Origin of the sequence: Nonomuraea glycinis, assembly GCF_035920485.1 — a bacterium.
Lineage (GTDB): Bacteria > Actinomycetota > Actinomycetes > Streptosporangiales > Streptosporangiaceae > Nonomuraea > Nonomuraea glycinis.
In genome coordinates, this window is the sequence record NZ_CP109166.1 from 4,848,115 (window position 1) to 4,873,258 (window position 25,144).

Genomic DNA, 25,144 nt, shown 5'->3' on the forward strand with positions numbered 1-25,144 from the left:
CTGGTCGTTGTGATGACCACGCTCCAGCAGATACTGCCCGGTGCGGCCGTCGCCGCGCAGGACACCCCACTCCGCAGGTCCAGGCGAGCCCTCAGGCCGGCACGCACCCCGGCGGCGGTGCTCGTGGCGGCGGTGCTGACCGCGGGGCTCGGGCTGACCACCGCGGAGATCGTGTCGGCGCTGCTGGGCAAGTCGCTCGGCTGGGTGCCGGTCGACCGGGCCGTGGCGTGGGCGTCGCGATCCTCGTGGCACGAGCTGCCGCCGGTCGGGCTGGCGCTGGCCGGCGTGGGCGCGGCCCTGCTGCTGCTCGCGCTGGTGCCGGGCCGCTCCCGGCTGGTGCCGGTCGAGACGACCGACCCGCTGATCGTGGTCGGCATCACCCGCGTCGGCCTCCGCCGTACGCTGCGGGCCGTCGCTCAGGAGGTGGACGGCGTCCACAAGGCGCGGGTACGGCTGCGCAGACGCAGGATCGAGGTCACCGTGGTGACCGGCCCGGAGAGCTCCGGCTCGATGCTCAAGCAGGTCGGCACCGCCGTGGGCGACCGGCTGGCCGGCGTGGGCACGCTGGAGACGGGCGAGGTCGTCGTACGGCTGCGCAGGAAGGGACTGTGATGAGGCAGTACGCGGGCAACCGGGTCGGCCTGGCCGTGGTCGGCACGCTGCTGCTGGGCGCCGGGGCCTACGCGTGGCTGCGCGGCCAGGACCGGCTGGACGGGCTGCCGTCGCGGGCCAAGGTGCTGCCGGAGCGCACCGCGCACGCCGTCGCCGAGCAGTCGTGGGCGCTGTGGGCGGTCGCGCTGGTCCTGCTGGTGCTCGCGTTCGTGACCCTGCGCTGGCTGCTGCTCAGCCTGGGCTGGGGCCGCCGCGGCGCCCGCTCGGGCACCGGCACGGCGATGCTCTGCGTCGGCCTGAAGGACGTCGAAGGGCTGGCCAGGGCGACGGTGCGGGTCGTCGGCGAGGCCACCCGCCTGCGCATCGGCCTCACCTGCCCGGCGACGGCCGACGTGGGCTCGGTGGCGACCAAACTGGACCGCGAGATCGTCAGCCGCATCCGGCGCGAGGTCCGCGACGACGACCTGGGCGCCGTCGTCCGCATCCACGTCCGCCGATAGGTCAGCTGTTGGATCTGAGCACGAGGATGCGCACCTCGTCGTCGTAGATCGTGAACTTCATCGTGAGCTGCGAGGTGTGGATCTCGTAGGCCTCGGGGATATGGGCGTCCGAGAGCGCGTCCTTCGGGGGGATGGGACCAGTGGCAAGGTCGGCCACCAGCGTGAGCAGCAGGCGCCGAACCTGTATGGGCAGCTGGGTGGCGACCTCGTGAGTGGGAGGATCCCAGATGATGGTGCGCAGGGTCATGTGCGAGGGAGCCCCAAGGAGTCGGCGAGCTTGGCCTCAAGCTCTTCACGGGAACCGGCAGTGACGACGACGGTACCCTCCGGATCGGGCTCGCCGCGCTCGATCCGCGCGATTCCCTCGCGGATCACTCGCCGGTCCGCCTCATCCTGGAAACGGCGAAGCTCCTCCTGGAGGTGGGCGTAGTCGTCCGCCGAGAGCAGGACAGCCTCCGGCCTGCCGTGCCGCGTGATCGTCACTGGCTTGTGCGCGTGGTGGACCTGTGCGACGAGAACACCGAGCTTCTCGCGGGCTTCCTGGAGCGCGATGATGTCCATGGCTCACAGCTTAGACGAGGAAGCTTGAGAACTGTAAGGTTCGTACGGTCTCAGCATTCGATGACGTTGACCGCGAGGCCGCCGCGGGAGGTCTCCTTGTACTTGTCGAGCATGTCTCTGCCGGTGTCGCGCATCGTCTTGATGGCCTTGTCCAGGGAGACGTGGTGGCGGCCGTCGCCGCGCATGGCGATGCGGGCGGCGGTGACGGCCTTGATGGAGGCGACCGCGTTGCGTTCGATGCACGGGATCTGGACCAGGCCGCCGATGGGGTCGCACGTGAGGCCCAGGTTGTGCTCGATGCCGATCTCGGCGGCGTTCTCCACCTGCTCGGGGGTGCCGCCGAGGACTTCGGTGAAGCCGGCGGAGGCCATCGAGCAGGCCGAGCCCACCTCGCCCTGGCAGCCGACCTCGGCTCCGGAGATGGAGGCGTTCTCCTTGAACAGCACGCCGATGGCGGCGGCGGTGAGCAGGAAGCGGACGATGCCGTCGTCGTCGGCGCCCGGGGTGAAGCGGGAGTAGTAGGTGAGGACGGCGGGGATGATGCCGGCGGCGCCGTTGGTGGGGGCGGTGACGACGCGGCCGCCCGCGGCGTTCTCCTCGTTGACGGCCAGGGCGAACAGGGAGAGCCAGTCCATCGCCTGCAGCGGGTCCTTCTCGGGGCTCTCGCTCTGCAGGCGGCGGTGCAGGGGGTTGGCGCGGCGCTTGACCTTGAGGCCGCCGGGCAGAACGCCCTCCTTGGCGATGCCCCGCCGGACGCATTCCGACATGACCTGCCACAGGTGCAGGATCTCGGCGCGGATCTCGGCCTCGGTGCGGCCGAACGCCTTCTCGTTCTCCAGCATCAGGGCGGAGATCGACAGGCCGGCGGTCGAGCAGTGCTTGAGGAGCTCTTCGCCGGTGGTGAAGGGGTAGGGCAGGACGGTGTCGTCCGGTTTGATGCGGTCGGCGCCGGTGGCCTGCTCGTCGACGACGAAGCCGCCGCCGACCGAGAAGTAGACCTTCTCGCGCAGGGTCTCGCCGTCACCGGAGTAGGCGGTGAAGCGCATGCCGTTCGGGTGCTCGGGCAGCGAGATCTTGCGTTCGAAGACCAGGTCCTGGCCGACGACGAACGGGATCTCGTGGGTGCCGTACAGCGTGACCGTGCCGGACTCGCGCATGGCGGCGAGTCGCTCGTCGATGGTGTCGACGTCGACCAGCTCGGGCTTCTCGCCGGACAGGCCCAGCAGGACGGCCTTGTCGCTGCCGTGGCCCTTGCCGGTCAGGCCGAGTGAGCCGTACAGAATCACCTCGACGCGCGTCGTACGGTCGAGCAGGCCGTCGCCGTGCAGCCCGCGCGCGAACTTGTGGGCGGCCGCCATCGGGCCGCCGGTGTGGGAGCTCGACGGGCCGATACCGATCTTGAACAGATCGAAGACGCTGATCGCCATTGATGCGCCTTTCAGCAGGGGCCGGGGCCCGGTGACCGGGCCCCGGCGGTCGGATCAGGAATCGCCGGAGGTCAAAGCCGCGTACTCCTCGGCCGTCAGCAGGTCTTCCGCGTTGCCTTCCACCCGCACGCGGAACATCCAGCCATCGCCGTAGGAGTCACTGTTGGCCAGCGACGGGTCGTCCACCAGGCTCTGGTTGATCTCCACCACCTCGCCGCCGACGGGGGTGTAGATCTCGCTCACCGACTTGGTCGACTCGACCTCGCCGATGGAGTCGCCCGGCTCGATGGTCGCGCCGACCTCGGGAAGCTGCACGTAGACGACGTCACCCAGGGCCTCGGCGGCGAAGGCCGTGATCCCGATGGTCACGATGAGGCCGTCCTCGAGACCGGCCACCCACTCGTGCTCCTTGGTGTAGCTCAGGTCCTCAGGGATGTTGCTCACTTGTTCCTCCTGTAAAAGGGCAGCTCGACCCGGTCCACGGGCTCTTGGCTGCCCCGGATGTCCACGGCCAGACCTTCATTGACCCCGGTGTCGACGTAGGCCAGCGCGATGGGCCTGCCCAGAGTCTGGGAGGGCGCACCGCTGGTGACCTCGCCGACGACGGCACCGTCCTTGGTGACCGGGTAGCCGTGGCGCGGCACCCGGCGGCCTCGCGCGACCAGGCCGACGAGCCGGCGCCGTGGCGGGACGTCCTTGACCGCCTCCAGCGCCGATCTGCCGACGAAGTCGCCCGGCTTGTCGAATTTCACCACTCTGCCCAGGCCCGCGTCGAACGGGGTGAGCGTGGCACCGAGCTCGTTGCCGTACAGCGGCATGCCCGCCTCCAGCCTGAGCGTGTCGCGGCTGGACAGCCCCGCGGGCTTGAGGTCGTACGGCTCGCCCGCCGCCGTCAGCGCGTGCCAGAGCGGCACGGCGTCCTGGTTGGCGACGAAGAGCTCGAAGCCGTCCTCGCCGGTGTAGCCGGTGCGGGCGATGAGCGCCTGCCGCCCGTCGACCAGCCCCGGCAGCCCGGTGTAGTACTTGAGCCCGGTCAGGTCGGCGTCGGTGAGCGTGGCGAGGATCTCCTGCGCGCGCGGCCCCTGCACGGCGATCAGCGAGTACTGGTCCGAGCGATCCTCAACCACCACGTCGTACGACTTGACGCGGTTTTTCAACTCATCGCCGACCATTTCATAGTTCGAGGCGTTAGCCACGACCATGAACTCCTCGTCCCCGAGCCGGTAGACGATGAGGTCGTCCAGCACCCCGCCCCGCTCGTTCACGATCATGGTGTAGCGAGCCCGGCCGGACGCGAGCGCCGAGAGGTGACCCACCAGCGCGTAGTCCAGCGCCTCACCCGCCTGCGGCCCGGTCAGGAAGATCTCGCCCATGTGCGAGAGATCGAACAGCCCGGCCGCCTGGCGGACCGCGTTGTGCTCCGCGGACTCGCTGCCGTAGCGCAACGGCATGAGCCATCCGGCGAAGTCGGTCAGCGTGGCGCCGAGAGCCTCGTGTACGTCTCTCAACGGTGTCGATCGGGACATGTGTCGCACCTCAGGACGGGGTCGGATGCATGGGTCATCCTCCCCCTCTGTCGTCGTTGCCTGAGAGCTTCGCCCGGGGATTTGCCGGACTTTCACCTTCGGCGAGGCCACCAGGCCTGCTTTCCAGAGGACACCTCGTCCGTACGGTCCTTTTCCTTGAGAGGTTCGCGGGGAGGGCTTGCTCCTTCAGGGGCCCTGACCGGCTGTCAGGACGCTCTCCCGTACGGTTTTGACGGTGATGTCCGTAAGCCTAGTGGCGTGACGGGGCTGTTGTCGCGCCCGGCTTCGGGGCGAGTGAGCCCGCCCGCGGGTCAGCAGGCGGCTACCAGGGCTTCGAAGAGGGTGCAGTCAGTGGCTGCTTCTGGGTGCCATTGGACGGCGAGGGTGAAGGGGTGGGAGTCGAGTTCCACGGCCTCGATGGTGCCGTCGTCGGCGGTGGCGGTGATCGTCAGGGGTGGGGCCAGGCGGTCGATGGACTGGTGGTGGTAGTGCGGGACGGTCACCGGGTCGCCGCCCAGGGCCTTGGCGAGTCGGGTGCCGGGGGTCGGGTTGATCGGGAGGTGGCCGAACTCGCCGGGGGCGGGGGAGTGGCCGGTGTGCCCGACCACGTCCGGGAGGTGCTGGTGGAGGGTGCCGCCGAGGGCGACGTTCAGGACCTGGAGTCCTCGGCAGACGCCCAGGTAGGGGAGCCCGGCGTCGAGGGCGGCAGCCAGGATCGCAAACTCCGCCTCATCACGAAATTTGCGGATATAGCCGGTCTTGTCGCTTGGCTGCTCGCCGTACCTCGCGGGGTCGATGTCGCCGCCGCCGGCCAGGATCAGCCCGTCCAGCCGCCCCACCAGCGCGGCCGGCTCGCCCGCCGGCGGCAGCACCACCGGCTGGCCGCCCGCCCGGACCACCTGCTCGACGTAGGTGTACGGCAGCAGCGCGACGGTCATCTCCCAGACCGTGAACCGCGCGGGCTCGACGTACGACGTGATGCCGATCAACGGCCGCTTCATCCTGATCCCCCCGAACACGTACCAAGGTCCCTTACAGCGGTGTCACGTACGCGCCGGAGATCCCCCCGTCCACCAGGAACTGCGACGCCGTGATGAACGAGGCGTCGTCGCTGGCCAGGAAGGCGACCGCGGCCGCGATCTCCGACGCCTCGGCGAACCGCCCGACCGGCACGTGCACCAGCCGCCGCTGGGCCCGCTCGGGGTCCTTGGCGAACAGCTCCCGCAGCAGCGGCGTGTTGACCGGCCCGGGGCACAGCGCGTTGACCCGGATGCCCTCGCGGGCGAACTGGACGCCCAGCTCGCGCGACATGGCCAGCACCCCGCCCTTGGAGGCGGTGTAGGAGATCTGCGAGGTGGCCGAGCCCATGACCGCCACGAACGAGGCGGTGTTGATGATGGAGCCCTTGCCCCGCCGCCGCAGGTGCTCGATGGCGTACTTGCAGCACAGGTAGACGCTGGTGAGGTTGACCTCCTGGACGCGCCGCCAGGCCTCCAGGCCGGTCTCCAGGATCGAGTCGTCCTCCGGCGGGGAGATGCCCGCGTTGTTGAAGGCGATGTCCAGCCCGCCGTAGGCCTCGATCGTCGTGGCGTACATCCGCTGGACGTCGTCCTCGCTGGTCACGTCCGCCTTGACGAACAGGCCGCCGACGTCGGTCGCGGCCTTGGCCCCGGCCCCCTCGTCGATGTCCACGCAGACGACCTTCGCGCCCTCCTGGGCGAACCGGTGCGCGGTGGCCAGGCCGATGCCGCTGCCCGCGCCGGTGATGACGGCGACCCGATCCTGCAAACGCTGCATAGCTGTCACTCCCTGCCCCGCTTCGCGAGATGCGCCGGGTTCACTCCGATGAGATGAAGACGTTCTTGGTCTCGGTGAACGCCGCCAGGGCGTCCGGGCCGAGCTCCCTGCCGAGTCCGGACTGCTTGAAGCCGCCGAACGGGGTCCAGTAGCGGACGGAGGAGTTGGAGTTGACCGACAGGGCGCCCGCTTCGACGGCTCTGGCCACCCGCAGGGCCCGGCCGACGTCGCGGGTCCAGATGGAGCCGCTCAGGCCGTACGGGGTGTCGTTGGCGATGCGCACCGCCTCGGCCTCGTCGGCGAACGGCACCACCGACACGACCGGGCCGAAGATCTCCTCGGTGAACGCCCGGTCGGTGACCGCCGAGGTCAGCACCGTCGGCGGGAACCAGTAGCCCTTGCCCTGCGGGCAGTCCCCTTGGAGGTACGGGGCGTCGTCGACGAAGCCCCGTACCTGGGCCAGGTGCTCGGCGCTGACCAGGGGGCCCATGTCCGTGTCCGGGTCGAGGGGGTCGCCGACGCGGAGGTCGCGCACCGCCGCCGACAACCGCTCCAGGAACTCGTCGTACGCCCCGGCCTGCACGAGGATGCGGGAGCGGGCGCAGCAGTCCTGGCCGGAGTTGTCGAAGACGGCATAGGGCGCGGCCTTCGCCGCCTTCTCCAGGTCCGAGTCGGCAAAGATGATATTTGCGGACTTGCCGCCGAGTTCGAGGGTGATCCGCTTGACCTGGGCCCCGGCCTTGGCCGCGATCTGCTTGCCCACCTCCGTCGACCCGGTGAACACGATCTTCGCCACGTCCGGATGCTCGACCAGCCGGGCGCCCGCGACCTCCCCGGCCCCGGGCAGCACCTGGAGCACCCTCTCGGGCAGGCCCGCCGCCAGCGCCAGCTCGGCCAGCCGCAGCGCGGTCAGCGGAGTCCACTCGGCGGGCTTGACGATCACCGCGTTGCCCGCCGCGAGCGCCGGCGCGACGCCCCACGACATGATCAGCATCGGGAAGTTCCACGGCACGATGACGCCCACCACGCCCAGCGGCTCCTGGAACGTCACGTCCACGCCGCCCGGCACCGGGATCTGCAGCCCGTGGTTGCGCTCCGGGGCCCCGGCGTAGAAGTGCAGGACGTCGCGTACGGCGCCCGCCTCCCAGCGGGCGTTGCCGATCGGGTGGCCGGCGTTGGCCACCTCCAGCATGGCCAGCTCCTCGCCGTGCGCGTCCACCAGGTCCGCGAAGGCGCGCAGCAGCCGCGCCCGCTGTCCCGGGGCGACGTCCCGCCAGGCCGCCTGGGCCTTCCTGGCCCGCTCCACCGCACGGTCGACCTCGGCGGCGTCGGCGAGCTCGACGTCGGTGAGCACGTCTTCCGTCGCCGGATTGATGATCTTCATACCGCTCACATCCGCTCGAAGCCGCGGACCATCTCCCAGTCCGTCACGGCGGCGTCGAACGCCTGCAACTCGATCCTGGCGTTGTTGGCGTAGTGCGCCACCACCTCGTCGCCGAAGGACTCCCGCGCCAGCTTCGAGCTCTCGAACAGCGCCAGCGCGTCACGCAGGGTGTGCGGCACGGTCTCGGCGTCGGTGGCGTAGGCGTTGCCCTCGAACGCCTCCTCCAGCGGCAGCTCGGCGTCGATGCCGTGCAGCCCGGCCGCGATCAGCGCGGCCACCGCGAGGTAGGGGTTCACATCGCCGCCGGGCACCCGGTTCTCCACCCGCAGCGACGGGCCGTGGCCGACCAGGCGCAGCGAGCAGGTGCGGTTGTCCACCCCCCACTTGACGGCGGTGGGGGCGAAACTGCCGGGGACGTAACGCTTGTAGGAGTTGATGTTGGGCGCGTACATCAGGGTGAGCTCGCGCATGCAGGCGAGCTGTCCGGCGATGAACCGGCTGCCCGCCTCGGACAGCCCGTGCGGCCCGTCGCCCGCCATGACCAGCTCGCCGTCCACGCCGCGCAGCGAGATGTGGATGTGGCAGGAGTTGCCCTCGCGCTCGTTCGGCTTGGCCATGAAGGTGATCGACTTGCCCTCCTGGGCCGCGATCTCCTTGGCGCCGTTCTTGTAGATCGAGTGGTTGTCGCAGGTGACGAGCGCCTCGTCGAAGCGGAAGGCGATCTCGTGCTGGCCCAGGTTGCACTCGCCCTTGGCGGACTCGACGTAGAGTCCGGCGCCCTCCATGTCGCGCCTGATCCGGCGCAGCAGGGGCTCGATGCGCGCCGTGCCCAGCAGGGAGTAGTCCACGTTGTAGAGGTTCGCGGGCGACATGTCGCGATAGCCGCGTTTCCAGGCCTCTTCGTAGGTGTCCTCGTAGACCACGAACTCCAGCTCGGTGCCGACGTAGGCGCGCAGGCCGCGCTCCTCCAGGCGGGCGAGTTGCCGGCGCAGGATCTGCCGGGGCGAGGCCACCACGTCGGCGCCGTCCTCCCAGCCGAGGTCGGCCATCACCAGCGCGGTGCCCTCCTGCCAGGGCACGCGCCGCAGGGTCGACAGGTCCGGCCGCATCACGAAGTCCCCGTACCCACGATCCCAGGACGACATCGCGTAGCCGCCGACCGTGTTCATCTCCACGTCCACCGCGAGCAGGTAGTTGCACCCCTCGGAGCCGTGCCGCAGCACCTCCTCCAGGAAGTAGCGCGCCGACAGCCGCTTGCCCTGCAGCCTGCCCTGCATGTCGGCGAGGGCGAGCAGCACCGTGTCGATCCGTCCCCGTGCCACCTCCTCCCGCAGCTCGTCAACGGTGAGGAAACCGGCGCGCGGTCCATCGCTCACGTGGGTCGCTCCCATCTGGCCCGTTGATTGGGCTAGTCTTAGACCATTGATGTGCATGCTGGGATCGCTTGTCAAGACCCGAGGACACGTTGGACGAGTCGGCGCGTTTGATGGCGGTGTTGCGGCCGGTGCGGGCGGGCAACGCCTTCGAGGAGACCGTGGAACGGCTGCTCCAGGCGATCAGACTCGGCGTGGTCGCGCCGGGCCAGAAACTCCCCGCCGAGCGTGAGCTCGCCGTCCAGCTCGGCATCAGCAGGGTGACCCTGCGCGAGGCGATCCGCGCCCTGCAGGACGCGGGCTATCTCGCGGTACGGCGCGGCCGCTACGGCGGCGCCTTCGTCACCTACGTGCCGCCCGTCCCCGGCGCGACCGATCTGCGCCAGGTCGTCGCCGACATGGGCGCGGCCGACCTGGCGGACGCCCTCACCTTCCGGATGGCCGTGGAGTGCGGCGCCGCCCAGGTGCTGGCCGCCACCGAGCTCACCGCCGAGCAGCGCGCCACCCTGCACCGCGGGCTGAGCGACCTGGACGAGGCGTCCCTGGCCGACTACCGCCGCCTCGACACCGCCTTCCATCTGTCCATCGCCGAGCTCACCGGCTCCGGCCTGCTGGCGGCGGCCGTCGCCGACGCCCGGCTGCGGGTCAGCGACCTGCTCGACGCGATCCCCATGCTCCAGGTCAACCTCGACCATTCCGCCGCGCAGCACCGCGCCATGGTGACGGCCATCCTCGCCGGGGACCCCGACGCCGCCCGGCGCGCGGTCGCCGAGCACCTGGAGGGCACCGCCGCGCTGCTGCGCGGGTTCCTGTCCTGAGCGCAATGGGGACAAGTAGTACGGGCGGGCTCGTAGAGTCGGTGGCAAGGTCATGGAGAACTGGTTCGAGCACAGCATCATCGCCACAGGACGGCTGCCGCTGTTCTGTTTCTTCGCCGCGCTCATCGTGGCCTTCATGGCCACCCGCGTCAACGTGCGGCTGATCAGGGCCAAGATCGGCTGGTTCCGCAACGTCAACGTGGGTGAGATGCACATCCACCACGTGGTGTTCGGCGTCGTGCTCATGCTGGTCGGCGGCGTCGCCGGACTGATCGTCTCCGGCGCCTCGCAGGAGGGCTACGCGGTCGCCGCGTCGATCTTCGGCATCGGGTCGGCGCTGGTGCTGGACGAGTTCGCGCTCATCCTGCACCTGCACGACGTCTACTGGGAGGAAGAGGGCCGCACCTCCGTCGACGCGGTGTTCATCGCGGTCGCCGTCACCGGGCTGCTGCTCGTCGGGCTGCGCCCGCTCACCTATGACTACGGCACCTTCGTGAGCCCGGCCGTGCTGATCGTGGCCAACCTCGCGCTGGCCGTGATCACGCTGCTCAAGGGCAAGATCTGGACCGGGATGGCGGGACTCTTCCTGCCCATCCTGCTGATCGTGGGCGCGGTCCGGCTGGCCAGGCCCGGCTCGCCGTGGGCGCACTGGTTCTTCGCCGGCCGCTCGCCGCGCAAGATGGCCACGGCCGTCCACCGGGAGGACCGGTGGCGGCGGCCGGCCATCCGCGCCAAGATCGCCTTTCAGGAGTTCCTGTCCGGCCGCCACGACCTGCCCTCCACCAGGCGCGCCCGCCTGAGACGCGACACCTGAAGGCGCTCGAAGGGCGCTCAGGGCAGCGGCAGCAGCCCTTCGTGGCGGACCGTCCAGGAGCCGTCCGCCGGGAAGCCGGGCGTCGGCCCGCTTCCGTCCCAACCGGCCGCCATCAGCGCGACCGCCGCCAGCAGCCCGCCGTTGCCGGGCAGATAGATGGGCAGCGAGGCCGTCTGCCGGTTGTGCCCGTTGAGCAGGTAGGTGTTCTTGGCGGTGGGCATCAGCAGGGCCGCCAGCGCGGTCTCCGGCTCGCCCAGCCGGGTCGCCGTCATCGCGATGGCCGGGTAGTCCCAGCCCCAGGTGGTCTCCCACGGCCAGGTCGCCATCACGTGCCGCAGCGTCGCACGCATCGTCTCCGGCTCGATCAGCCGGGTGGGAGGAACGACGCCCAGCGCGTACAGCATGGAGGGGTGGTCGTCCGGCACGGTGTACGGCGGGGTGTCCATCGCGGCGTAGACCCCGTCGCGAACCAGCGGCCTGGACAGGCCGGCGGCCACCTCCGACCAGGACGGCTCGGGTTCGAGGCCGAGCAGCCGGCGCCACTCCTGGGCGGTCTCCAGCGCCCACGCCCAGTAGGCCAGCTCGAACGTCGGGTTCGCCGCGCTCGCCCGGACGTCGGCGTACGACTCCTGCGCCGGCACCAGCGGCGGCCCGAGCGCGTACCCGCCGGGCCCCTCGACCGGGAAGGCCGCCATGAAGGCCGCGGTGTCCATGACGATGCCCGCGTAGCGGGTCAGCGCCGCGCGGGAGCCGGTCGAGCGGCGGACCAGCTCGGCCAGGAAGATCGGGTGCGGCTGCTGCCACACCAGGAACGGCCCGATCGGGCTCGGGCTCTCCCTGCCGTCGGGCGCGACCTGCTTGGGCCAGCGCGCCCCCGGCAGGCCCTGCCGCGCGGCGGTCTCGCGGGCCCGCGTCAGGATGGTGTCGTACCAGCCGAGGCTGCGTTCGAGCAGCTCGGTGCGCCCCCACAGCGGGAAGTGCGCCCCGTGCCACCAGTGCATCTCCAGGTGGAAGCGGCCCCGCCAGCTGTTGGTCATCAGGCCGGTCTCCTGCGGCGGGGTGGAGCCCGCGCAGTGGATCGCCGTGAGGTACTGCGACAGCACGACGCGGCGCTCCAGCTCCGGCGCGCGCTCGTCGCGGCTGCCGGACAGGTCCAGCGCGCCGCCGGTGCTCCAGAACCGCTCCCAGTGCCGGGCGGACGCCGCCAGCACCTGCTCGTACGCGGGCGGCTCGGCGGGCGGCCCAGTGGGTGACTCAGCCCCGAAGGCCACCACCAGCTCGACGACCGCCTCGCGCGAGGTGATCAGGAACTCGTGCGGTCCGCCGACGTTCACCTCCGCGCCCGGCGAGAGGGTGACCGTGACGCCGTACCGGGTGTCGTCGAGCACCCGCTCGACGGCGAATCCGCCGGGGGCCTGCCGCAGCCTCGACGTGTGGGCCTCCGGCCGCGACCAGTCCGCCGCGTTGCCCCACGCCTGCGACCCGTAAGGGAAGGCCAGTCGTACGGCCAGCCCTTCGGTGAGCAGGTGGGACGCCACGCGCACGGCCAGGATGTCGCGCTCCGGGTGGCAGGCGGTGGTGACGTGGACCGGGGTGCCCCCCAGCCGGTGTTCGCCGGTGATGACCCCGGTCCACAGGTCCAGTCGCTGCCGGACGTCGCTCACGTCCGCGGGTGCCAGGGGGGCCGCACCCGGCCGGGCCAGGCCGATCCTGGCCAGGTCCAGCCGGTGCGGGTTGTTGCGCAGCCACGCCTCGGCGGCGGAGGCGGGGTTCTCGCCCGCGCCGCTCAGCTCGCCGCGCATGTCGACGTACGGGACCGGCCCTCGGGGGGTCTCATACGCGGACATGGTGTCCGCCAGGTCGTACGAGCCGGGAACGCTGTGCCAGCCCCATGAGGACATGGTGCCGAGCAGCGTTCCCGGGCCGGTGCCGGTGCGGTCCTCGACCGGGTAGGCGTCCGGGAAGGTCTGCAACCCGGTGACGTCGACGGTGAAGCAGAACTCGCCGTTGCCCACGGACAGCGGCGCCTGCGCCACGATCTCCGTCACCTCGACCGCGTGCCGGTCGACGAGCGCACGCCGGTCGATCCCGGTGTCCGTCATTACTGGATCGCCGCCCCTACCTGCTTGAGGAAGTCGGCCGCGGCCTCGGCGGGCTTCTGCCGATCGAACAGCACCTCCGCGTTGACCCGGTCAAGGATCTTCGGGGTGTCGGTGGAGCCCGTCGGGCCGACCACCAGCGGCGGGCCGGCCTTCGGGGTCAGCTCGTCGATGAACTTCGCCTGGATGACCTCTTCCTCCTTGAGCGAGCCCTCGATGGCCGTACGGACGTCGGAGTTCGCCGAGATGCCCCGGTCGGCCAGGATGATCTTCCCGGCGTCCGCGCTGTTGACCAGGAAGTCCACGAGCTTGGCGGCCTCCTGCGGGTGCTCGCTCTTGGCGTTGATGGTGTAGAGCTGCGAGGCCTGCAGCCACGCACCGGGCTGCGTGGCGCCGCTCTCGCCCGGCATCCGCATGAGCTCCAGCGGGTGCCCGGAGGCGGTGCGCAGGGCCGTGAGCTGGTTGCTCCAGTCGAACTGCATCCCGGCCAGGCCGCGGCCGATCAGCGACTGCTCGGGCGCGGGCTGGGTGATGAGCTCGGCGGTCTGCGAGGCGGGCGGGGTGGCCCCGGCGTCACGCAGTTCGAGGGTCATGGTCCACCAGTCGACGAGCGTCTTCTCGCTGATGCCCACCTTGCCGTCGGCCGTGTAGAGGGCCTCACCGCGCTGCCGCGAGTAGATGTCCAGCATGTCAGTCTTGGTGGGGTCGGCCAGGCCGAAGGTGCCCTTCGGGGACTTCTCCGCGATCTCCTTGGCGATCCGCTTGAAGTCGTCCCACGTCCAGGTCTCGTCGTCCGGAAGCGCCACGCCGGCCGCCTTGAACACCTCGGGGTCGACCACGACGGCGACGGCGTTGACGCCGGTCGGCACGCCGTACTGGATGTTGCTGAACTTGCCGTTGTCCAGCGCGGCGGTGCCGATCTTGTCCGTCTTCAGCACGCTGCTGACCTTGCTCAGGTCGAGCAGGGCGCCGCGGTCGCCGTACTCGCGCGGGTAGGCGCCGCCCAGCGTGATGACGTCGGGCGCGCCGCCGGCCGCCACCTCGGTGGCCAGGCGGTCGAAGTAGGAGTTGAAGTCGGTGAACGAGCCCTTGACCTTGATCTTCGGGTTCTGCTTCTGGAAGGCGTCGATGACCTTCTGGGTGGCGGCGGCCCGGTCGTTGTTGCCCCACCAGCCGAACCGCAGCTCGATGGTGCCGTCGTCGCTCTCGCTCGAGCCGCCACCGCAGCCGGCGGCCGCTAAGAGCACGGTGGTGAGGCAGAGCGCCGCCAGGCGGCGGGACTTGGGGATTCTCATGGTTCTCTCCGGTGATTGTTTAAAACGATTTAATACGGCGTACGCGATCACTCCGGGCAGGAGGGGCGGTGCTCACTTGAAGCCGGTCGTCGACAGGCCCTGGGTCAGGTAGCGCTGGCCGGCCAGGAAGAAGCCGAAGATCGGCACCAGGCCCACGATCGACATCGCGAAGAGCTGACCCCACGCCGTCTCGCCCTGACCGTCCATGAAGGAGCGCAGCGCCACCGGCATGGTCCACAGGTCCGGATCGGTGAGGAAGATGAGCTGGCTGAAGAAGTCGTTCCAGGTCCAGATGAACGTGAACAGCGCCGAGGTGGCGAGCGCCGGCACCGACAGCGGCATGATGATCCGCCAGTAGATCCGGATGTGCCCGCACCCGTCGAGGCGGGCGGCCTCGTCGAGCTCGCGGGGCAGACCGCGGATGAACTGCACCATGAGGAAGATGAAGAACGCGTCGTGGGCCAGGAACTTCGGCACGATGAGCGGCAGGTTGGTGTTGATCCAGTCAAGCTGGGAGAACAGCACGTACTGCGGCACGATCAGCACGTGGATCGGCAGCATCAGCGTCGCCAGCATCGCGGCGAAGAAGAAGTTCCGGCCCCGGAACTTCATCCGGGCGAAGGCGTAGGCGGCGAGCGAGCACGAGAGCAGGTTGCCGACGACCGCGAAGATCGCGATCACCGCCGAGTTCCACAGGTAGTAGTGGAAGGGGTGGCTCAGCGCCGACCAGCCCCGGACGTAGTTGCCGAGGTCCAGCTCCGTGGGCCAGATCGACGGGTCGCGGAAGATGATCTCATTGGGCTTGATCGAGCTCGACACCATCCACAGCAGTGGATAGAGCATGACCACGCCGAAGATGATCAGCAGCGCGTGCTTCGACAGTCTCCTCGACCGGCTGGTCGAGATGTCGCCTTGCCGCACGTCAGTTGCCATAGAACACCCACCGCTTGGCCAGAAGGAAGTTGAGCCCGGTCAGCGCGGCGATGATGAGCAGCAGGGTCCAGGCCATCGCGGAGGCGTAGCCCATGTCGAAGGAGCCGAAGCCGCGCTGGTAGAGGTAGAGCGTGTAGAGCAGGGTCGAGTCGGACGGACCGCCCTGCCCGCCGCTGACCACGAACGCCTGGGTGAAGCTCTGGAACGCGCCGATCATCTGCAGCACGAGGTTGAAGAAGATGATCGGGGTCAGCAGCGGCATCGTGATGTGGAAGAACTTCGCCACCGTGCCGGCCCCGTCGACCTGCGCCGCCTCGTAGTAGGAGGTCGGGATCTGCCGCAGGCCGGCCAGGAAGATCACCATCGGCGCGCCGAAGGTCCAGGCGTTGAGCACGACCAGCGTGCCCAGGGCGAAGTCGGGATGGGACACCCAGCTCACGCCCTCGATGCCGGCCATGGCCAGGAACTGGTTGATCAGCCCTTCCTTGCCGAAGATCTGCCGCCAGAGGATCGCGATGGAGACGCTGCCCGCCAGCAGTGACGGCAGGTAGTAGACCGACCGGTAGAAGCTCAGGCCGCGCACGCCCCGGTTGAGCAGGAGTGCCAGCGCCAGGGCCAGGATCAGCTGGATGGGCACCGACACGAAGACGTAGAGGAAGGTCACCCCCAGCGACTTGTGCAGCCGGGGATCCTCCAGCATCTGCTCGTAATTCGCCAGGCCGAGCCATTCCGGTGGCTTGAGCAGGGTGTATTCGGTGAACGACAGATAGAGCGAGGCCAGGATCGGTCCAATGGTGAACACCACCATGCCGATGAACCACGGCGTCAGAAACAGATAGCCGATCCGGTCCTCGCGCGGCCCTCTCGGGGCCAGGAACCGCCGCAAACGGTTGTTCTGATGTAACGGCGACGAGGGCGCGAGTGCACCCGTTTGTTCGCTCATCTATCACCCTTCGCCAGGTCGCGCAGGGGGAAATGCGCGGGTGGGAGTGGGCGGGCCGCCATGAGGACCGGCCCGCGAGTAACCAGTTTCTAACAGAGCCGTCATTCACTGTCAACGATCGGTGAACACTGCCTTGAGCTGGACAAACATCGGATGGAAGTTTTTTGGCGAGCAACACGGCAACCGGTTGCAATCGGGTTTGGAAACCGGTATCTTGCGGCGGTGCTCGGTTCCGGCGTAACAGTCCCGACTCGGCGATTTAATGCATGCAGATGAGTGCCGGAGCATGCGGGGAGAGCGGACATGAGCGCGCGTGACCACAGCGGGGACGAGCCGGAGCGGCCGGTCCGACCGGCAGGAAAGCGTGGGCCACGGCCCTACGGCACGGCGACCATCAGCCGCGTCGCCGAGGCCGCCGGCGTCTCGCGGGCGACCGTGTCCAGGGTCATGAACGGCTCACCCACCGTCAACCCCGAGCTCGCCGCCCGGGTGCGGGCCGCCGCCAAGGAGCTCGCGTACGAACCGAGCCTGGTCGCCCGCAGCCTCGCACTCGGCCGCACCAGCACCATCGCGCTCATCGTCCCCGACCTGGCCAACCCGCTGTTCCAGGGCATCCTGCGCGGGCTCAGCCAGGCCGCGGGACAGGTGGGCCGCCGCCTGCTGGTAGCCGAGTCCAGGGAGGACGCCGAAGAGGAGGCGATCCTCGCGATGGAGGCCCGGCGCCGCTCCGACGGCCTCGTCCTCGCCTCTCCCCGGGCGTCCGACGAACGGCTGCGCGCGCTGAGCGACAGGCTCGCGCCGCTCGTGCTGCTCTACAGGGAGATCCCCGGCTCCACCCTGCCGTCGCTGTCCATCGACAACGCGGCCGGCATCGCGGAGATCACGGACCATCTCACCGGCCTCGGCCACCGCCGCCTGGTCTACCTCGCCGGCCCCGAGGCCAGCGCGCCCAACCGCGACCGCCGCGCCGCGCTGCGCGCCATCGTGGCCGCCACGCCCGGCCTCACCCTGACCGAACTGCCCTGCGGCGCCATGTTCGACGACGGCCACGCCGTGGCCCGCCAGGTGGTGGCCTGCCGCGCGACCGGCGTCATCGCGTTCAACGACATGGTCGCCTTCGGCGCGCTGAGCGGCCTGCACGAGCTCGGCGTCGCCGTCCCCGGCGACCTGTCGCTCACCGGGTTCGACGACATCCCCTTCGCCCGTTACACCACACCGCCGCTGACCACGGCCTCCATACCGAAGAACGAGATGGGCCGGCAGGCCTGGAACAGGCTGTGGTCGCTGATGAACGGCGACACCGGCGGGCACAACGTCCGCTTCCAGCCGCGCCTGCTCGTCCGGGAGAGCACCGGCCGACCACCTACAGGGAGAACATCATCATGAAGTGGATCAGCGTCCGCGGCGACCGCCTGGTCGACGACTCCGGCCACCCGGTCACGCTGGCCGGGGTCGGGCTCGGCGGCTGGATGAACATGGAGAACTTCATCACCGGCTACCCGGCGACGGAGTCGCTTCAGCGGGCCGCGCTGCGCAAGGCGCTGGGGGAGGAGGGCTACACGAGGTTCTTCGACCGCTTCCTCACCGACTTCTTCGACGTCGAGGACGCGCGCTATCTGGCGTCCCTGGGCCTCAACTCGGTCCGCATCCCGTTCAACTACCGCCACTTCGAGGACGACGACCGGCCGTTCGAGCTCAAGGAGGAGGGGTTCGCCCGCCTCGACCGGGTCGTCCGCCTGTGCGCCGACGCCGGTCTCTACACCATCCTCGACCTGCACGCCCTGCCCGGACGGCAGAACCAGCACTGGCACAGCGACAACCCGACGCACTGGGCGGACTTCTGGAACCAGCGGCACTTCCAGGACCGGGTCGTGCACCTATGGGAGGCCCTCGCCGACCGCTACAAGGACGAGCCCGCGGTCGCCGGATACAACCCCGTCAACGAGCCCGGCGACGCCTCCGGTGAGGTCATCGGACCTTTCTACGAACGGCTGGAGAAGGCGGTCCGCGCCATCGACGGGCGCCACGTCCTCTTCCTGGACGGGAACCGCTACTCCTCCGACTTCTCCGTCTTCGACGAGCCGTTCGCCAACACCGTCTACACCGCCCACGACTACGCCCTGCCCGGCATCGCCGCGGGCAGCAGCTATCCGGGCACCACGCGGGGCGAGTACTTCGACCGATCGGTGGTCGAGGAGACCTTCCTGCGTCGTACGGAGTTCATGCGCCGCACCGGGACGCCCATCTGGATCGGCGAGTTCGGCCCTGTCTACGACGGGGACCCCGAGCGGGACCGGTCCCGGCTGCAGCTCCTGCGGGACCAGCTGGACATCTACCGGGAGTACGGGGCCAGTTGGGCGCTGTGGACGTACAAGGACATCGGCCTGCAGGGGCTCACCTACGCCCGCGCGGACAGCGCCTACGTGCGGCGGATCGCGCCCGTGCTGGAGAAGAAGGCCAGGCTCGGCTCCGACTCGTGGGGCGGGAACGACCTTCAGATCCGGCACATCCTGGGCCCGATCGAGGAGCTCTTCGACAAGGAGTTCCCCGACTTCGAGCCGTTCCCGTGGGGGCGCCGGTCCTACATCCAGACCCTGGTGCGCAACATCCTGCTGGCTGAGCCGCTGGTGGGGGAGTTCGGGCGGTGTTTCGACGGGGTGAGCCCGGCGCAGGCCGAGGAGCTGGCGAGTTGCTTCGCCCTGGCCGCCTGCGAACGCCGCGAACCCCTCGCGGAGGTCCTGCGCACCCACCAGGCGAGGGCGTGACGTCTGCTTGAGGCGGGGTCCTTCGGGGTGGCCGGAGCGGCTGCCCGTCGGGCCGACGTGGCTCTGTCCGGTCAGAGGGCGACCGCTGACCGGAGGGCCAGGCCGGCGCCGAGCAGCACCACCATCGTCGCCGTGCCCAGCGGGGCGAGTGCCGAGAGCCGGGTCGCCAGCCGGCGGCCCGCCGAGGCGCGCTGTTCGAGGCGATCGGCGAGCTTGACGAGCAGCAGGCCCGTCACGGTGAGGGTGGCCGCCATGCCCAGGCCGTAGGCGGTCACCAGGGCGACCCCGAACCAGGTCCGGCCCAGCGCGATCGCGCCCAGCAGCACGATCAGCGCCGACGGACTCGGCACCAGCCCACCCGCCACCCCCAACCCCACCAACCCGAACCCCCGCTTCCCACGCCCGTCCCCGTGCGGATGCGGATCCCCGTCCCCATCCCTGTGCTCGTTCCCGTGCGGATCCCCCTCCCCGTGGCCGTGGCCGTGGCCGTGGGAGTGAGGGTGGCGGGTGGTCAGGAGGAGGCGGAGGCCGATGAGGGCGATCAGTAGGCCGCTGGCCACGCCTAGCCAGGACAGCACCGATTCTCCGGCCAGGGTGGTGAACGCGCTGAGGATCAGCCCCACCACCAGGACCGTGCCCGTGTGCGTGGCCGTCACCGTCGCGCCCACGGTGACGGCGTCACGCGGGCGGCCTCGGCGGCCCGCCAGGTACGCGGCCATGATGGTCTTGCCGTGTCCGGGAATGAGCGCGTGCCCCGCGCCGAGCACCACCGCCAGGCCGAGCGCCAGCAGCCCCAGCGGCACGGTCAGATCGTCCGCGCCGACGAGCCCGGTGAACAGGCGGTCCAGCGCCGCGAAGGCGTCCCCGATCGGGCCGCCGACCGGGATGACGGAGATGCCGACGCCGCCCGCCCCGCCGAAGGCGGTGTCGCTGGTCCCGTATAGGCCACCCGGGGAGGCGGCGCCGGTGTCAGGGAGGCTGCCGGAGGAGGTAGGAGGGGTGCTGAGGGAGGGGACGGCTGTGGCGAAGGTGGCGGTGCGCTGGTCGAGGGCGTCGGACAGGAGGTCGTCGGGGTAGTGGCGGAGTTCGTCGCTCACGCTGGTGGCGGGCACCGACGAGTGGGCCAGGGGGACGCCGTCGCCGGTGGCGGTGATCTCTCGCCAGCCGATCCGATCCTGCTCGAAGGCGTCGGTGAACGTCACGGTGCCGGTCACGCGGGTCTCGGCGACCAGCTCGCAGGTCAGGCGGCTGATCTGGAGACCGCCCTGGCCGGGGGCGTAGGCGTGGGCTGATCGGGTCACCTTCCAAGGCACCGCCCTGCCGTCCACCTTGAGGCTCTGCGCGGTGGCCAGCGCCGTACAGGTGCGGGCCGCGTACGTGCTGTCCACGTCGGGTTCGGCCTGCAGCGTCGGCAGTTCGGCCAGGTCCACCACGGCGTGGTTGCGCACGCGGTCGGCGGAGACGCGCAGGCCGTTGTAGTGGTTGACGGTGAAGTTGCCGAGCGGGTGAACGAGTGCCGCAGCGGTCGCGGACGTGTCGAGGGATCGGGACTGGGCCTGGGCCTGGGCGGTGGGTAGGGCGCTCGCGCAGAGGAAGAAGGTCAGGGCGGCGAGCAGGGTGGGGCGGAGCAGTCTCATGAGGGCCTCGCCAGGGCGGGTAGGTCCGGGTCGAAGCCGGGAGTCGGGCCGGTGCGGGCAGGGCGGCCGAGGGCGCGCTCTATCTCGGCTCGGTGATGGCGGACGAGTGGGTTGCGCCAGCCTGTCGCGGTGGCCTGCTCGGCGTGGCGCAGGGCCGCCTTCGGCCGGCCGGCTTTGTACAGGGCCCAGGCCAGTGCGTCGGCGGCCATGAGGTTCGGGTTGCGGGCGTACTCGGCGCGGGCGTGCCGGACGGCCCGCGCGGGGTCGCCGTGGTCGGCCTCGAACTCGGCCCAGGTGAGATCGTCACGTACGCCCGCCTCCTCCAGCAGCCTTCGCTGGGCGCGCAGCAGGCTCCAGTCCGCGGCGAGGCCCGCCTTGAGCCGGGTCTCGCCCTGCTCGATGAGGTACTGCGGGAGCGGCAGGCGTTGGACCACGCTGTCGTAGAGGGTGAGCGCCTCGGTCAGGCGCCCGTCCAGGGCGGCGACGGCGGCCCGGCCAGCGAGGGCGGGGGTGTAGGCGGGCTGAGCCTCCAGGGACTGGGTGTACCACCGGTCGGCGGTGTCGAGGTCGCCCTGGTGCAGGGCCAGCTCGCCCAGGTAGTGGCGGGTGTAGGCCAGGTCGGCGGGGGTGCTCGCGTCGTCGTGGGCGTACTCGAGGAAGGTGCGCGCCCGGTCCTGGTCGCCGCGGAGTTCGGCGGCGTACGAGGCGCGGGCGAAGGCAGCCACGCCCGGACGCAGGGCCAGCATCCTGTTGACGGCGCGGTCGGCGGCGGGCAGGTCGCCGAGCTGGGTGCGGGCGTCGGCGAGCACGCCGTGGGCGGCGGCGCTGTAGGGGTTGGCGCTGATGGCCTGCCCGGCGAGCTCGGCCGCGGTGGCGAACTCGTGCCGGCCCGCCGCCAGGGCCGCTCTGCCGGTCAGGACCGTGTCGTCGCGCGGGTCGAGCCGGGCGGCCGTGGCCAGTGCGCCCTCCGCCTTGGCGTAGTAGGACGGGTCACCGGTGACCCTGGCCTGGTCCACGTACTGGGTGCCGAGCTGGGCCCAGCCCCGGTAGTCGTCGGGGAGGCGCTTCAGGCGCTGCTGCAGGGTCTCGGCGGGCCGCTCGGCGGCGGTCGGCACGGGATCAGGGGGCGCGGAGACGGCTAGGACGGTGAACACCAGGGCGCCGGCCAGGACCAGGCCGACGGCCGGAAGAAGTGGGCGCATGAGAGAACTCCGGAAGGTACCGCGACGGGAAGAGCGCCGATCAACGGGAAGAGCGCCGACCAACGGGGAGAGTGCTGATCGAGGGGATGGCCGGCCGGCCCGGAGAGAGCCGGCCGGGCTGAGGGGGTCAGCGTTGGTTGACCGCGACGTTGCTGGGGAGCGGGATGTACGGGAACGCCTGGCCGAACGGCTTGTCGTTCGCGTCGACCTTGTCCGTCAGGCCCGGAATGAGCTTGCCGGTCCGGGCGGCCCCCGCCACGGCTTGCAGGGCGATGTCCACGACGTCGTCGCCGAGGCGGCGGCCGTTCGGGAAGCCCTGGAGGTCACCGGCGAGGACGCCGAGCCGGTCGGGGTCCTTGGCCGGCGGGACGGCGGTGTTCAGCCGCAGCATCTCGGCCGGCCGTACGCCGTGCACGTCCTTGTTGAGCGACAGCGCGTTGAGGTCGGCCGCGATCGGCCCATTGCCCTTGGCGACGCCGGTCAGGAAGATCTGGACCAGGTCGTCGCGCGGGGTCGGCGGGGCCTTGATGCCGTAGATGGACTGCAGCAGCCTGGCGACCTCGGGGTCGGTGACCCGCTTGACCAGGGCCGGGACGCCGGCGTCCTGGTCCGGGCGGAGCGCGTTGAACGCGTCCTTCAGCCCGGCGGGGGCCACGACCTCGTTGACCAGCGGGTTGCCCAGGCGCGAGACCTGCACGTGCCGCTGCCCGTTGAACTTGTCGGTGGTGGACCAGACGCCGATCACCGGGTTGCGCTTGGCGTCGCCCTTCAGCACCAGATCCTCGACCGGCACCTGGAGGCCCAGCGTGCTGACGTTGTAGCCCTTGGCGGTGTCCTGGCCGACCAGGGACAGATCGCCGCCGTAGAGCAGGTCGAACACGCGCAGGTCCAGGAAGAACGCCTCGTCCGACTGCCCGGCGAAGGCTTTGCCGCCGCCCCGGACGTCGGTGACGGCCTGGGAGCGCAGCGTGCCGTAGTCGGGCATGGACGCCGCGCCGACGTTGCTCGGCGCGACGACGCCGCCCTCGACCACGGTCGTGGTGCGGCCGTGGGCGATCCGCTTGAGCGTGTAGCGCTGCCGGAAGAGCAGGTTGCGATCGTTGAGCGAGGTCACCGGGCCGTTGTTGTAGAGGAAGGTGTCGGTGCCGCGCCGGTCCTCATCGCGGAACGTCCACTGATAGGTGATGTCGGGCTTGGCGTCGCCGTTGTTGTCGATCTTGATGTTGTAACGGGACTTGGTGTCGAAGGTGTAGAAGTTCGGTCCGCCCTGCGGCTCCTGGAACGGGATCCAGTTCGACAGGAGGGTCACGGTGCCGGCCTTGTCGGGGCTGACGAACGCGTACACGTCGGTGTTGTCGTTGCGCGGGTCGCCCGCGATCGCCGGGGCTTCGCGGTGCGAGGAGGCGTTGCCGGAGTCCGTACGGAGCAGGGCGAGGCTGGAGGCGGTCAGGGCCGCCGCGACGCCGAGTCCGATGAGAGCGCGCCGGTTGATCCGGAGCTCCATGGTCGATCCTTTCGAGAGCTGCTCGTCTGAGAGGTTCCGGCCGGGTTCCTCGATGCCCTATTCGTTCCAGCGCGCCCGTCGGATGAGATGTCTTCCTCCTCAAGGAGGGGCGTCAATGAAAGTTGACATACTTTGGTCGTCAATTTAAGTTGACGGGTGTCGAATCGGCACCGTCGTTCGTTGGCTGTTTTCGGGATATATCTCGAAAGGGGAGATTGTGATCAAGGAATTACTCGGCTACTTGCGACCGCACCGGCTGGTCCTGTTCGTGGGCGGTCTGCTCGGACTGATCGGGTCGGTGGCGGGGCTGGCGATGCCGCTGCTGGCGAAGTACGTGGTGGACGCCTTCGGGCAGGAACGATCCATGGCCGGACCGCTCATCGGGCTGAGCGTCGCGGTGCTGATCGGCGCCGTGGTGTCCGCCGGTGGCAGCTATCTGATGGAACGCACCGGTGAGGGCGTCGTCCTCGGCGCCCGGCGCAAGCTGGTGGACCAGATGCTCCGGCTGAAGGTCGCGGACGTGGACCGGCTCAAGCCCGGCGACCTGCTGTCACGGGTGACGGGCGACACGACCCTGCTGCGCTCGGTGCTGACCAACGGGGTCGTCAACTCCGTCAGCTCGGCGTTCATGCTGGTCGGCGCGATCGTGATGATGGCCGTCATGGACGGCGTCCTCTTGTTGATCACCCTGCTCGTGATCGTGGTGATCGGCGGACTGACCGGGATGGTCATGCCGAAGATCCAGCGGGCGCAGAAGCACGCGCAGGAGGCCGTGGGCGAGATGGGCGCGGTGCTCGACCGGGCGCTGCAGTCCTACCGCACGGTCAAGGCCAGCGGCGCGGAGGAGCGCGAGATCGGCAGCGTGGCCGACGCGGCGGAGCGCGCCCGTGACCGGGGGCTGCAGGTCGCCGGGTGGACGTCGCTGGCCGGTGTCGCGACCTGGATGGCGGTCCAGGTCGCCTTCCTGTGCGTGCTCGCGGTCGGCGGCTCCCGGGTCGCCGCCGGCACCCTGGAGGTCTCGGCGCTGATCGCGTTCCTGCTCTACCTGTTCTACCTGGTGGCGCCGATCGGGCAGCTCGTCGAGGGCGCGGTCCAGCTCCAGCAGGGCCTGGCCGCGATGCGGCGGATCAAGGAGATCGAGGAGCTGCCCGGCGAGCCCGTCGCCAAGCTGCTGCCGCCGGAGGACCCCACGCCGCTGGGCGTCACGTTCGAGGACGTGGTCTTCAGGTACGGCGAGGACCGGCCGCTCGTGCACGACGGGGTCACCTTCGAGGTGCCACCGGGCGGGCTCACCGCGCTCGTCGGGCCGTCGGGAGCGGGCAAGTCCACCATCTTCGCCCTGCTCGAACGCTTCTACGAGCACCAGAGCGGGACGATCACGCTCGGCGGCACGCGGATCGAGGACTGGCCGCTCGCCGAGCTGCGGGCCGCACTCGGCTATGTGGAGCAGGACGCCCCCGTGCTCGCGGGCACGCTGCGGGAGAACCTCCTGTTCGCCGCCCAGGAGGCCACCGAGGAAGAGGTGCTGCGGGCCGTCGCCAGGACCCGGCTCGACGACCTCGTGGCCAGGCTGCCGGAAGGGCTGGAGACACCCGTCGGGCACCGGGGCGTGCTGCTGTCGGGCGGCGAGCGGCAGCGGGTGGCCATCGCCAGGGCGCTGCTGCGCAGGCCCAGGCTGCTCCTGCTCGACGAGGCCACCTCACAGCTCGACGCGGTCAACGAGCTGCGGCTGCGTGAGGTCATCGCCGAGGTGGCCAAGGAGACGACCGTGCTCGTCATCGCGCACCGGCTGTCCACTGTGACCAACGCCGACCGGATCGTGGTCATGGAGGCGGGCGGCGTACGCGCGATCGGCACGCACGCCGAACTGGTCGGTGAGGACGAGCTCTACCGCGAGCTGGCAGCCACGCAGTTCCTGGTGAGCCAGCCGTTGTAGTGTGCGGGTGACACAGAT

At 70.3% G+C, this 25,144-nt stretch carries 23 protein-coding genes and 2 riboswitches; of the genes, 7 read left to right on the plus strand and 16 right to left on the minus strand.

Annotation, left to right across the window (positions count from 1 at the left end; translation table 11 throughout):
• The first annotated feature begins 12 nt into the window (after positions 1 to 12).
• Positions 13 to 612: a DUF6286 domain-containing protein gene (locus tag OHA68_RS22930; protein WP_327102090.1), complete on the plus strand. Its 600-nt coding sequence runs from the start codon at positions 13 to 15 to the stop codon at positions 610 to 612.
• Positions 612 to 1,112, plus strand: coding sequence for a hypothetical protein (locus OHA68_RS22935; RefSeq protein ID WP_327102091.1), 501 nt, complete (start codon positions 612 to 614; stop codon positions 1,110 to 1,112). The genes OHA68_RS22930 and OHA68_RS22935 overlap by 1 nt, the downstream gene beginning before the upstream one ends.
• 1 nt (position 1,113) lies before the next feature.
• Here the strand turns inward: OHA68_RS22935 and OHA68_RS22940 are convergent, their stop codons facing one another.
• The 9 genes from OHA68_RS22940 to OHA68_RS22980 all read right to left on the minus strand — a co-directional run bounded on the left by OHA68_RS22940 (position 1,114) and on the right by OHA68_RS22980 (position 9,183).
• Entirely contained in the window at positions 1,114 to 1,359 is a 246-nt protein-coding gene (locus OHA68_RS22940; protein ID WP_327102092.1) for a hypothetical protein, read from the minus strand.
• Positions 1,356 to 1,673 (minus strand): type II toxin-antitoxin system Phd/YefM family antitoxin, encoded by a 318-nt coding sequence (locus OHA68_RS22945; RefSeq protein WP_327102093.1) that lies wholly within the window; start codon positions 1,671 to 1,673, stop codon positions 1,356 to 1,358. The genes OHA68_RS22940 and OHA68_RS22945 overlap by 4 nt, the downstream gene beginning before the upstream one ends.
• 50 nt (positions 1,674 to 1,723) lie before the next feature.
• Positions 1,724 to 3,100: an L-serine ammonia-lyase gene (locus OHA68_RS22950; RefSeq protein ID WP_327102094.1), complete on the minus strand. Its 1,377-nt coding sequence runs from the start codon at positions 3,098 to 3,100 to the stop codon at positions 1,724 to 1,726.
• 54 nt (positions 3,101 to 3,154) lie between these two features.
• Positions 3,155 to 3,544 (minus strand): glycine cleavage system protein GcvH, encoded by a 390-nt coding sequence (gene gcvH, locus OHA68_RS22955; RefSeq protein ID WP_189138374.1) that lies wholly within the window; start codon positions 3,542 to 3,544, stop codon positions 3,155 to 3,157.
• Positions 3,541 to 4,626: a glycine cleavage system aminomethyltransferase GcvT gene (gcvT, locus tag OHA68_RS22960; protein ID WP_327102095.1), complete on the minus strand. Its 1,086-nt coding sequence runs from the start codon at positions 4,624 to 4,626 to the stop codon at positions 3,541 to 3,543. Before gcvT ends, gcvH begins: the two co-directional genes overlap by 4 nt.
• A gap of 37 nt (positions 4,627 to 4,663) precedes the next feature.
• A riboswitch (glycine riboswitch) is annotated at positions 4,664 to 4,760 on the minus strand.
• Positions 4,761 to 4,858: riboswitch (glycine riboswitch) on the minus strand.
• Between the two features lie 79 nt (positions 4,859 to 4,937).
• Positions 4,938 to 5,627, minus strand: coding sequence for a gamma-glutamyl-gamma-aminobutyrate hydrolase family protein (locus OHA68_RS22965; RefSeq protein WP_327102096.1), 690 nt, complete (start codon positions 5,625 to 5,627; stop codon positions 4,938 to 4,940).
• Positions 5,628 to 5,658: 31 nt separating this feature from the next.
• Complete coding sequence (locus OHA68_RS22970; RefSeq protein ID WP_327102097.1) at positions 5,659 to 6,423, minus strand: 3-oxoacyl-ACP reductase; 765 nt, start codon at positions 6,421 to 6,423, stop codon at positions 5,659 to 5,661.
• Positions 6,424 to 6,463: 40 nt separating this feature from the next.
• Positions 6,464 to 7,807 (minus strand): aldehyde dehydrogenase family protein, encoded by a 1,344-nt coding sequence (locus OHA68_RS22975; RefSeq protein WP_327102098.1) that lies wholly within the window; start codon positions 7,805 to 7,807, stop codon positions 6,464 to 6,466.
• A gap of 5 nt (positions 7,808 to 7,812) precedes the next feature.
• Positions 7,813 to 9,183 (minus strand): glutamine synthetase family protein, encoded by a 1,371-nt coding sequence (locus OHA68_RS22980; protein WP_327102099.1) that lies wholly within the window; start codon positions 9,181 to 9,183, stop codon positions 7,813 to 7,815.
• Between the two features lie 110 nt (positions 9,184 to 9,293).
• Between OHA68_RS22980 and OHA68_RS22985 the strand changes: the two genes are divergently transcribed.
• Together OHA68_RS22985 and OHA68_RS22990 are read left to right on the plus strand one after the other, a co-directional pair.
• Positions 9,294 to 9,998, plus strand: a complete 705-nt coding sequence (locus OHA68_RS22985) for a FadR/GntR family transcriptional regulator (RefSeq protein ID WP_189138893.1) — start codon at positions 9,294 to 9,296, stop codon at positions 9,996 to 9,998.
• Positions 9,999 to 10,050: 52 nt separating this feature from the next.
• Entirely contained in the window at positions 10,051 to 10,812 is a 762-nt protein-coding gene (locus OHA68_RS22990) for a hypothetical protein (RefSeq protein ID WP_327102100.1), read from the plus strand.
• A 17-nt stretch (positions 10,813 to 10,829) separates the two neighbouring features.
• On the opposite strand, the gene OHA68_RS22995 is transcribed toward OHA68_RS22990, so the two are convergent.
• From OHA68_RS22995 to OHA68_RS23010, 4 genes are all read right to left on the minus strand, one after another.
• Positions 10,830 to 12,914: a hypothetical protein gene (locus OHA68_RS22995; RefSeq protein ID WP_327102101.1), complete on the minus strand. Its 2,085-nt coding sequence runs from the start codon at positions 12,912 to 12,914 to the stop codon at positions 10,830 to 10,832.
• Entirely contained in the window at positions 12,914 to 14,206 is a 1,293-nt protein-coding gene (locus OHA68_RS23000; RefSeq protein WP_327102102.1) for an ABC transporter substrate-binding protein, read from the minus strand. The genes OHA68_RS22995 and OHA68_RS23000 overlap by 1 nt, the downstream gene beginning before the upstream one ends.
• Before the next feature lie 72 nt (positions 14,207 to 14,278).
• Positions 14,279 to 15,139: a carbohydrate ABC transporter permease gene (locus OHA68_RS23005; RefSeq protein ID WP_327102103.1), complete on the minus strand. Its 861-nt coding sequence runs from the start codon at positions 15,137 to 15,139 to the stop codon at positions 14,279 to 14,281.
• On the minus strand, positions 15,129 to 16,082 hold the full coding sequence (locus tag OHA68_RS23010) for a carbohydrate ABC transporter permease (RefSeq protein WP_327102104.1): 954 nt from the start codon (positions 16,080 to 16,082) through the stop codon (positions 15,129 to 15,131). Before OHA68_RS23010 ends, OHA68_RS23005 begins: the two co-directional genes overlap by 11 nt.
• Positions 16,083 to 16,385: 303 nt before the next feature.
• On the opposite strand from OHA68_RS23010, the gene OHA68_RS23015 reads away from it, so the two are divergent.
• Both OHA68_RS23015 and OHA68_RS23020 read left to right on the plus strand, forming a co-directional pair.
• Positions 16,386 to 17,468 (plus strand): LacI family DNA-binding transcriptional regulator, encoded by a 1,083-nt coding sequence (locus OHA68_RS23015; RefSeq protein ID WP_327102105.1) that lies wholly within the window; start codon positions 16,386 to 16,388, stop codon positions 17,466 to 17,468.
• A complete protein-coding gene (locus OHA68_RS23020) occupies positions 17,465 to 18,847 on the plus strand; it encodes a glycoside hydrolase family 5 protein (RefSeq protein ID WP_327102106.1) in 1,383 nt (460 codons plus the stop codon). The genes OHA68_RS23015 and OHA68_RS23020 overlap by 4 nt, the downstream gene beginning before the upstream one ends.
• A 71-nt stretch (positions 18,848 to 18,918) precedes the next feature.
• Here the strand turns inward: OHA68_RS23020 and OHA68_RS23025 are convergent, their stop codons facing one another.
• The 3 genes from OHA68_RS23025 to OHA68_RS23035 form a co-directional block, all read right to left on the minus strand.
• Positions 18,919 to 20,484, minus strand: coding sequence for a High-affinity nickel-transporter (locus OHA68_RS23025; RefSeq protein WP_327102107.1), 1,566 nt, complete (start codon positions 20,482 to 20,484; stop codon positions 18,919 to 18,921).
• Positions 20,481 to 21,686: a tetratricopeptide repeat protein gene (locus OHA68_RS23030; RefSeq protein ID WP_327102108.1), complete on the minus strand. Its 1,206-nt coding sequence runs from the start codon at positions 21,684 to 21,686 to the stop codon at positions 20,481 to 20,483. The genes OHA68_RS23025 and OHA68_RS23030 overlap by 4 nt, the downstream gene beginning before the upstream one ends.
• Positions 21,687 to 21,813: 127 nt before the next feature.
• Positions 21,814 to 23,190 carry a DUF4331 domain-containing protein gene (locus OHA68_RS23035; RefSeq protein ID WP_327102109.1) on the minus strand — a complete coding sequence of 459 codons (1,377 nt, stop codon included), beginning with the start codon at positions 23,188 to 23,190 and terminating at the stop codon, positions 21,814 to 21,816.
• A 217-nt stretch (positions 23,191 to 23,407) separates the two neighbouring features.
• Here OHA68_RS23035 and OHA68_RS23040 point away from each other — a divergent pair, with 217 nt between their 5' ends.
• Positions 23,408 to 25,126: an ABC transporter ATP-binding protein gene (locus OHA68_RS23040; protein WP_327102110.1), complete on the plus strand. Its 1,719-nt coding sequence runs from the start codon at positions 23,408 to 23,410 to the stop codon at positions 25,124 to 25,126.
• The last annotated feature ends 18 nt before the right edge of the window (positions 25,127 to 25,144 follow it).

Bases quoted from the DNA above. Each gene is read 5' to 3' on its own strand.
- OHA68_RS22995 (WP_327102101.1), bottom strand. From the start codon at position 12,914: ATGACGGACACCGGGATCGACCGGCGTGCGCTCGTCGACCGGCACGCG.
- OHA68_RS23005 (WP_327102103.1), bottom strand. From the start codon at position 15,139: ATGGCAACTGACGTGCGGCAAGGCGACATCTCGACCAGCCGGTCGAGG.
- OHA68_RS23020 (WP_327102106.1), top strand. From the start codon at position 17,465: ATGAAGTGGATCAGCGTCCGCGGCGACCGCCTGGTCGACGACTCCGGC.
- OHA68_RS23015 (WP_327102105.1), top strand. From the start codon at position 16,386: ATGAGCGCGCGTGACCACAGCGGGGACGAGCCGGAGCGGCCGGTCCGA.
- OHA68_RS22930 (WP_327102090.1), top strand. From the start codon at position 13: ATGACCACGCTCCAGCAGATACTGCCCGGTGCGGCCGTCGCCGCGCAG.
- OHA68_RS22935 (WP_327102091.1), top strand. From the start codon at position 612: ATGAGGCAGTACGCGGGCAACCGGGTCGGCCTGGCCGTGGTCGGCACG.
- OHA68_RS22975 (WP_327102098.1), bottom strand. From the start codon at position 7,807: ATGAAGATCATCAATCCGGCGACGGAAGACGTGCTCACCGACGTCGAG.
- OHA68_RS22950 (WP_327102094.1), bottom strand. From the start codon at position 3,100: ATGGCGATCAGCGTCTTCGATCTGTTCAAGATCGGTATCGGCCCGTCG.
- OHA68_RS23035 (WP_327102109.1), bottom strand. From the start codon at position 23,190: ATGGAGCTCCGGATCAACCGGCGCGCTCTCATCGGACTCGGCGTCGCG.
- OHA68_RS23010 (WP_327102104.1), bottom strand. From the start codon at position 16,082: ATGAGCGAACAAACGGGTGCACTCGCGCCCTCGTCGCCGTTACATCAG.
- OHA68_RS22985 (WP_189138893.1), top strand. From the start codon at position 9,294: ATGGCGGTGTTGCGGCCGGTGCGGGCGGGCAACGCCTTCGAGGAGACC.
- OHA68_RS22970 (WP_327102097.1), bottom strand. From the start codon at position 6,423: ATGCAGCGTTTGCAGGATCGGGTCGCCGTCATCACCGGCGCGGGCAGC.
- OHA68_RS23000 (WP_327102102.1), bottom strand. From the start codon at position 14,206: ATGAGAATCCCCAAGTCCCGCCGCCTGGCGGCGCTCTGCCTCACCACC.
- OHA68_RS23030 (WP_327102108.1), bottom strand. From the start codon at position 21,686: ATGCGCCCACTTCTTCCGGCCGTCGGCCTGGTCCTGGCCGGCGCCCTG.
- OHA68_RS22990 (WP_327102100.1), top strand. From the start codon at position 10,051: ATGGAGAACTGGTTCGAGCACAGCATCATCGCCACAGGACGGCTGCCG.
- gcvT (WP_327102095.1), bottom strand. From the start codon at position 4,626: ATGTCCCGATCGACACCGTTGAGAGACGTACACGAGGCTCTCGGCGCC.
- OHA68_RS22945 (WP_327102093.1), bottom strand. From the start codon at position 1,673: ATGGACATCATCGCGCTCCAGGAAGCCCGCGAGAAGCTCGGTGTTCTC.
- OHA68_RS22940 (WP_327102092.1), bottom strand. From the start codon at position 1,359: ATGACCCTGCGCACCATCATCTGGGATCCTCCCACTCACGAGGTCGCC.
- OHA68_RS22965 (WP_327102096.1), bottom strand. From the start codon at position 5,627: ATGAAGCGGCCGTTGATCGGCATCACGTCGTACGTCGAGCCCGCGCGG.
- OHA68_RS23025 (WP_327102107.1), bottom strand. From the start codon at position 20,484: ATGAGACTGCTCCGCCCCACCCTGCTCGCCGCCCTGACCTTCTTCCTC.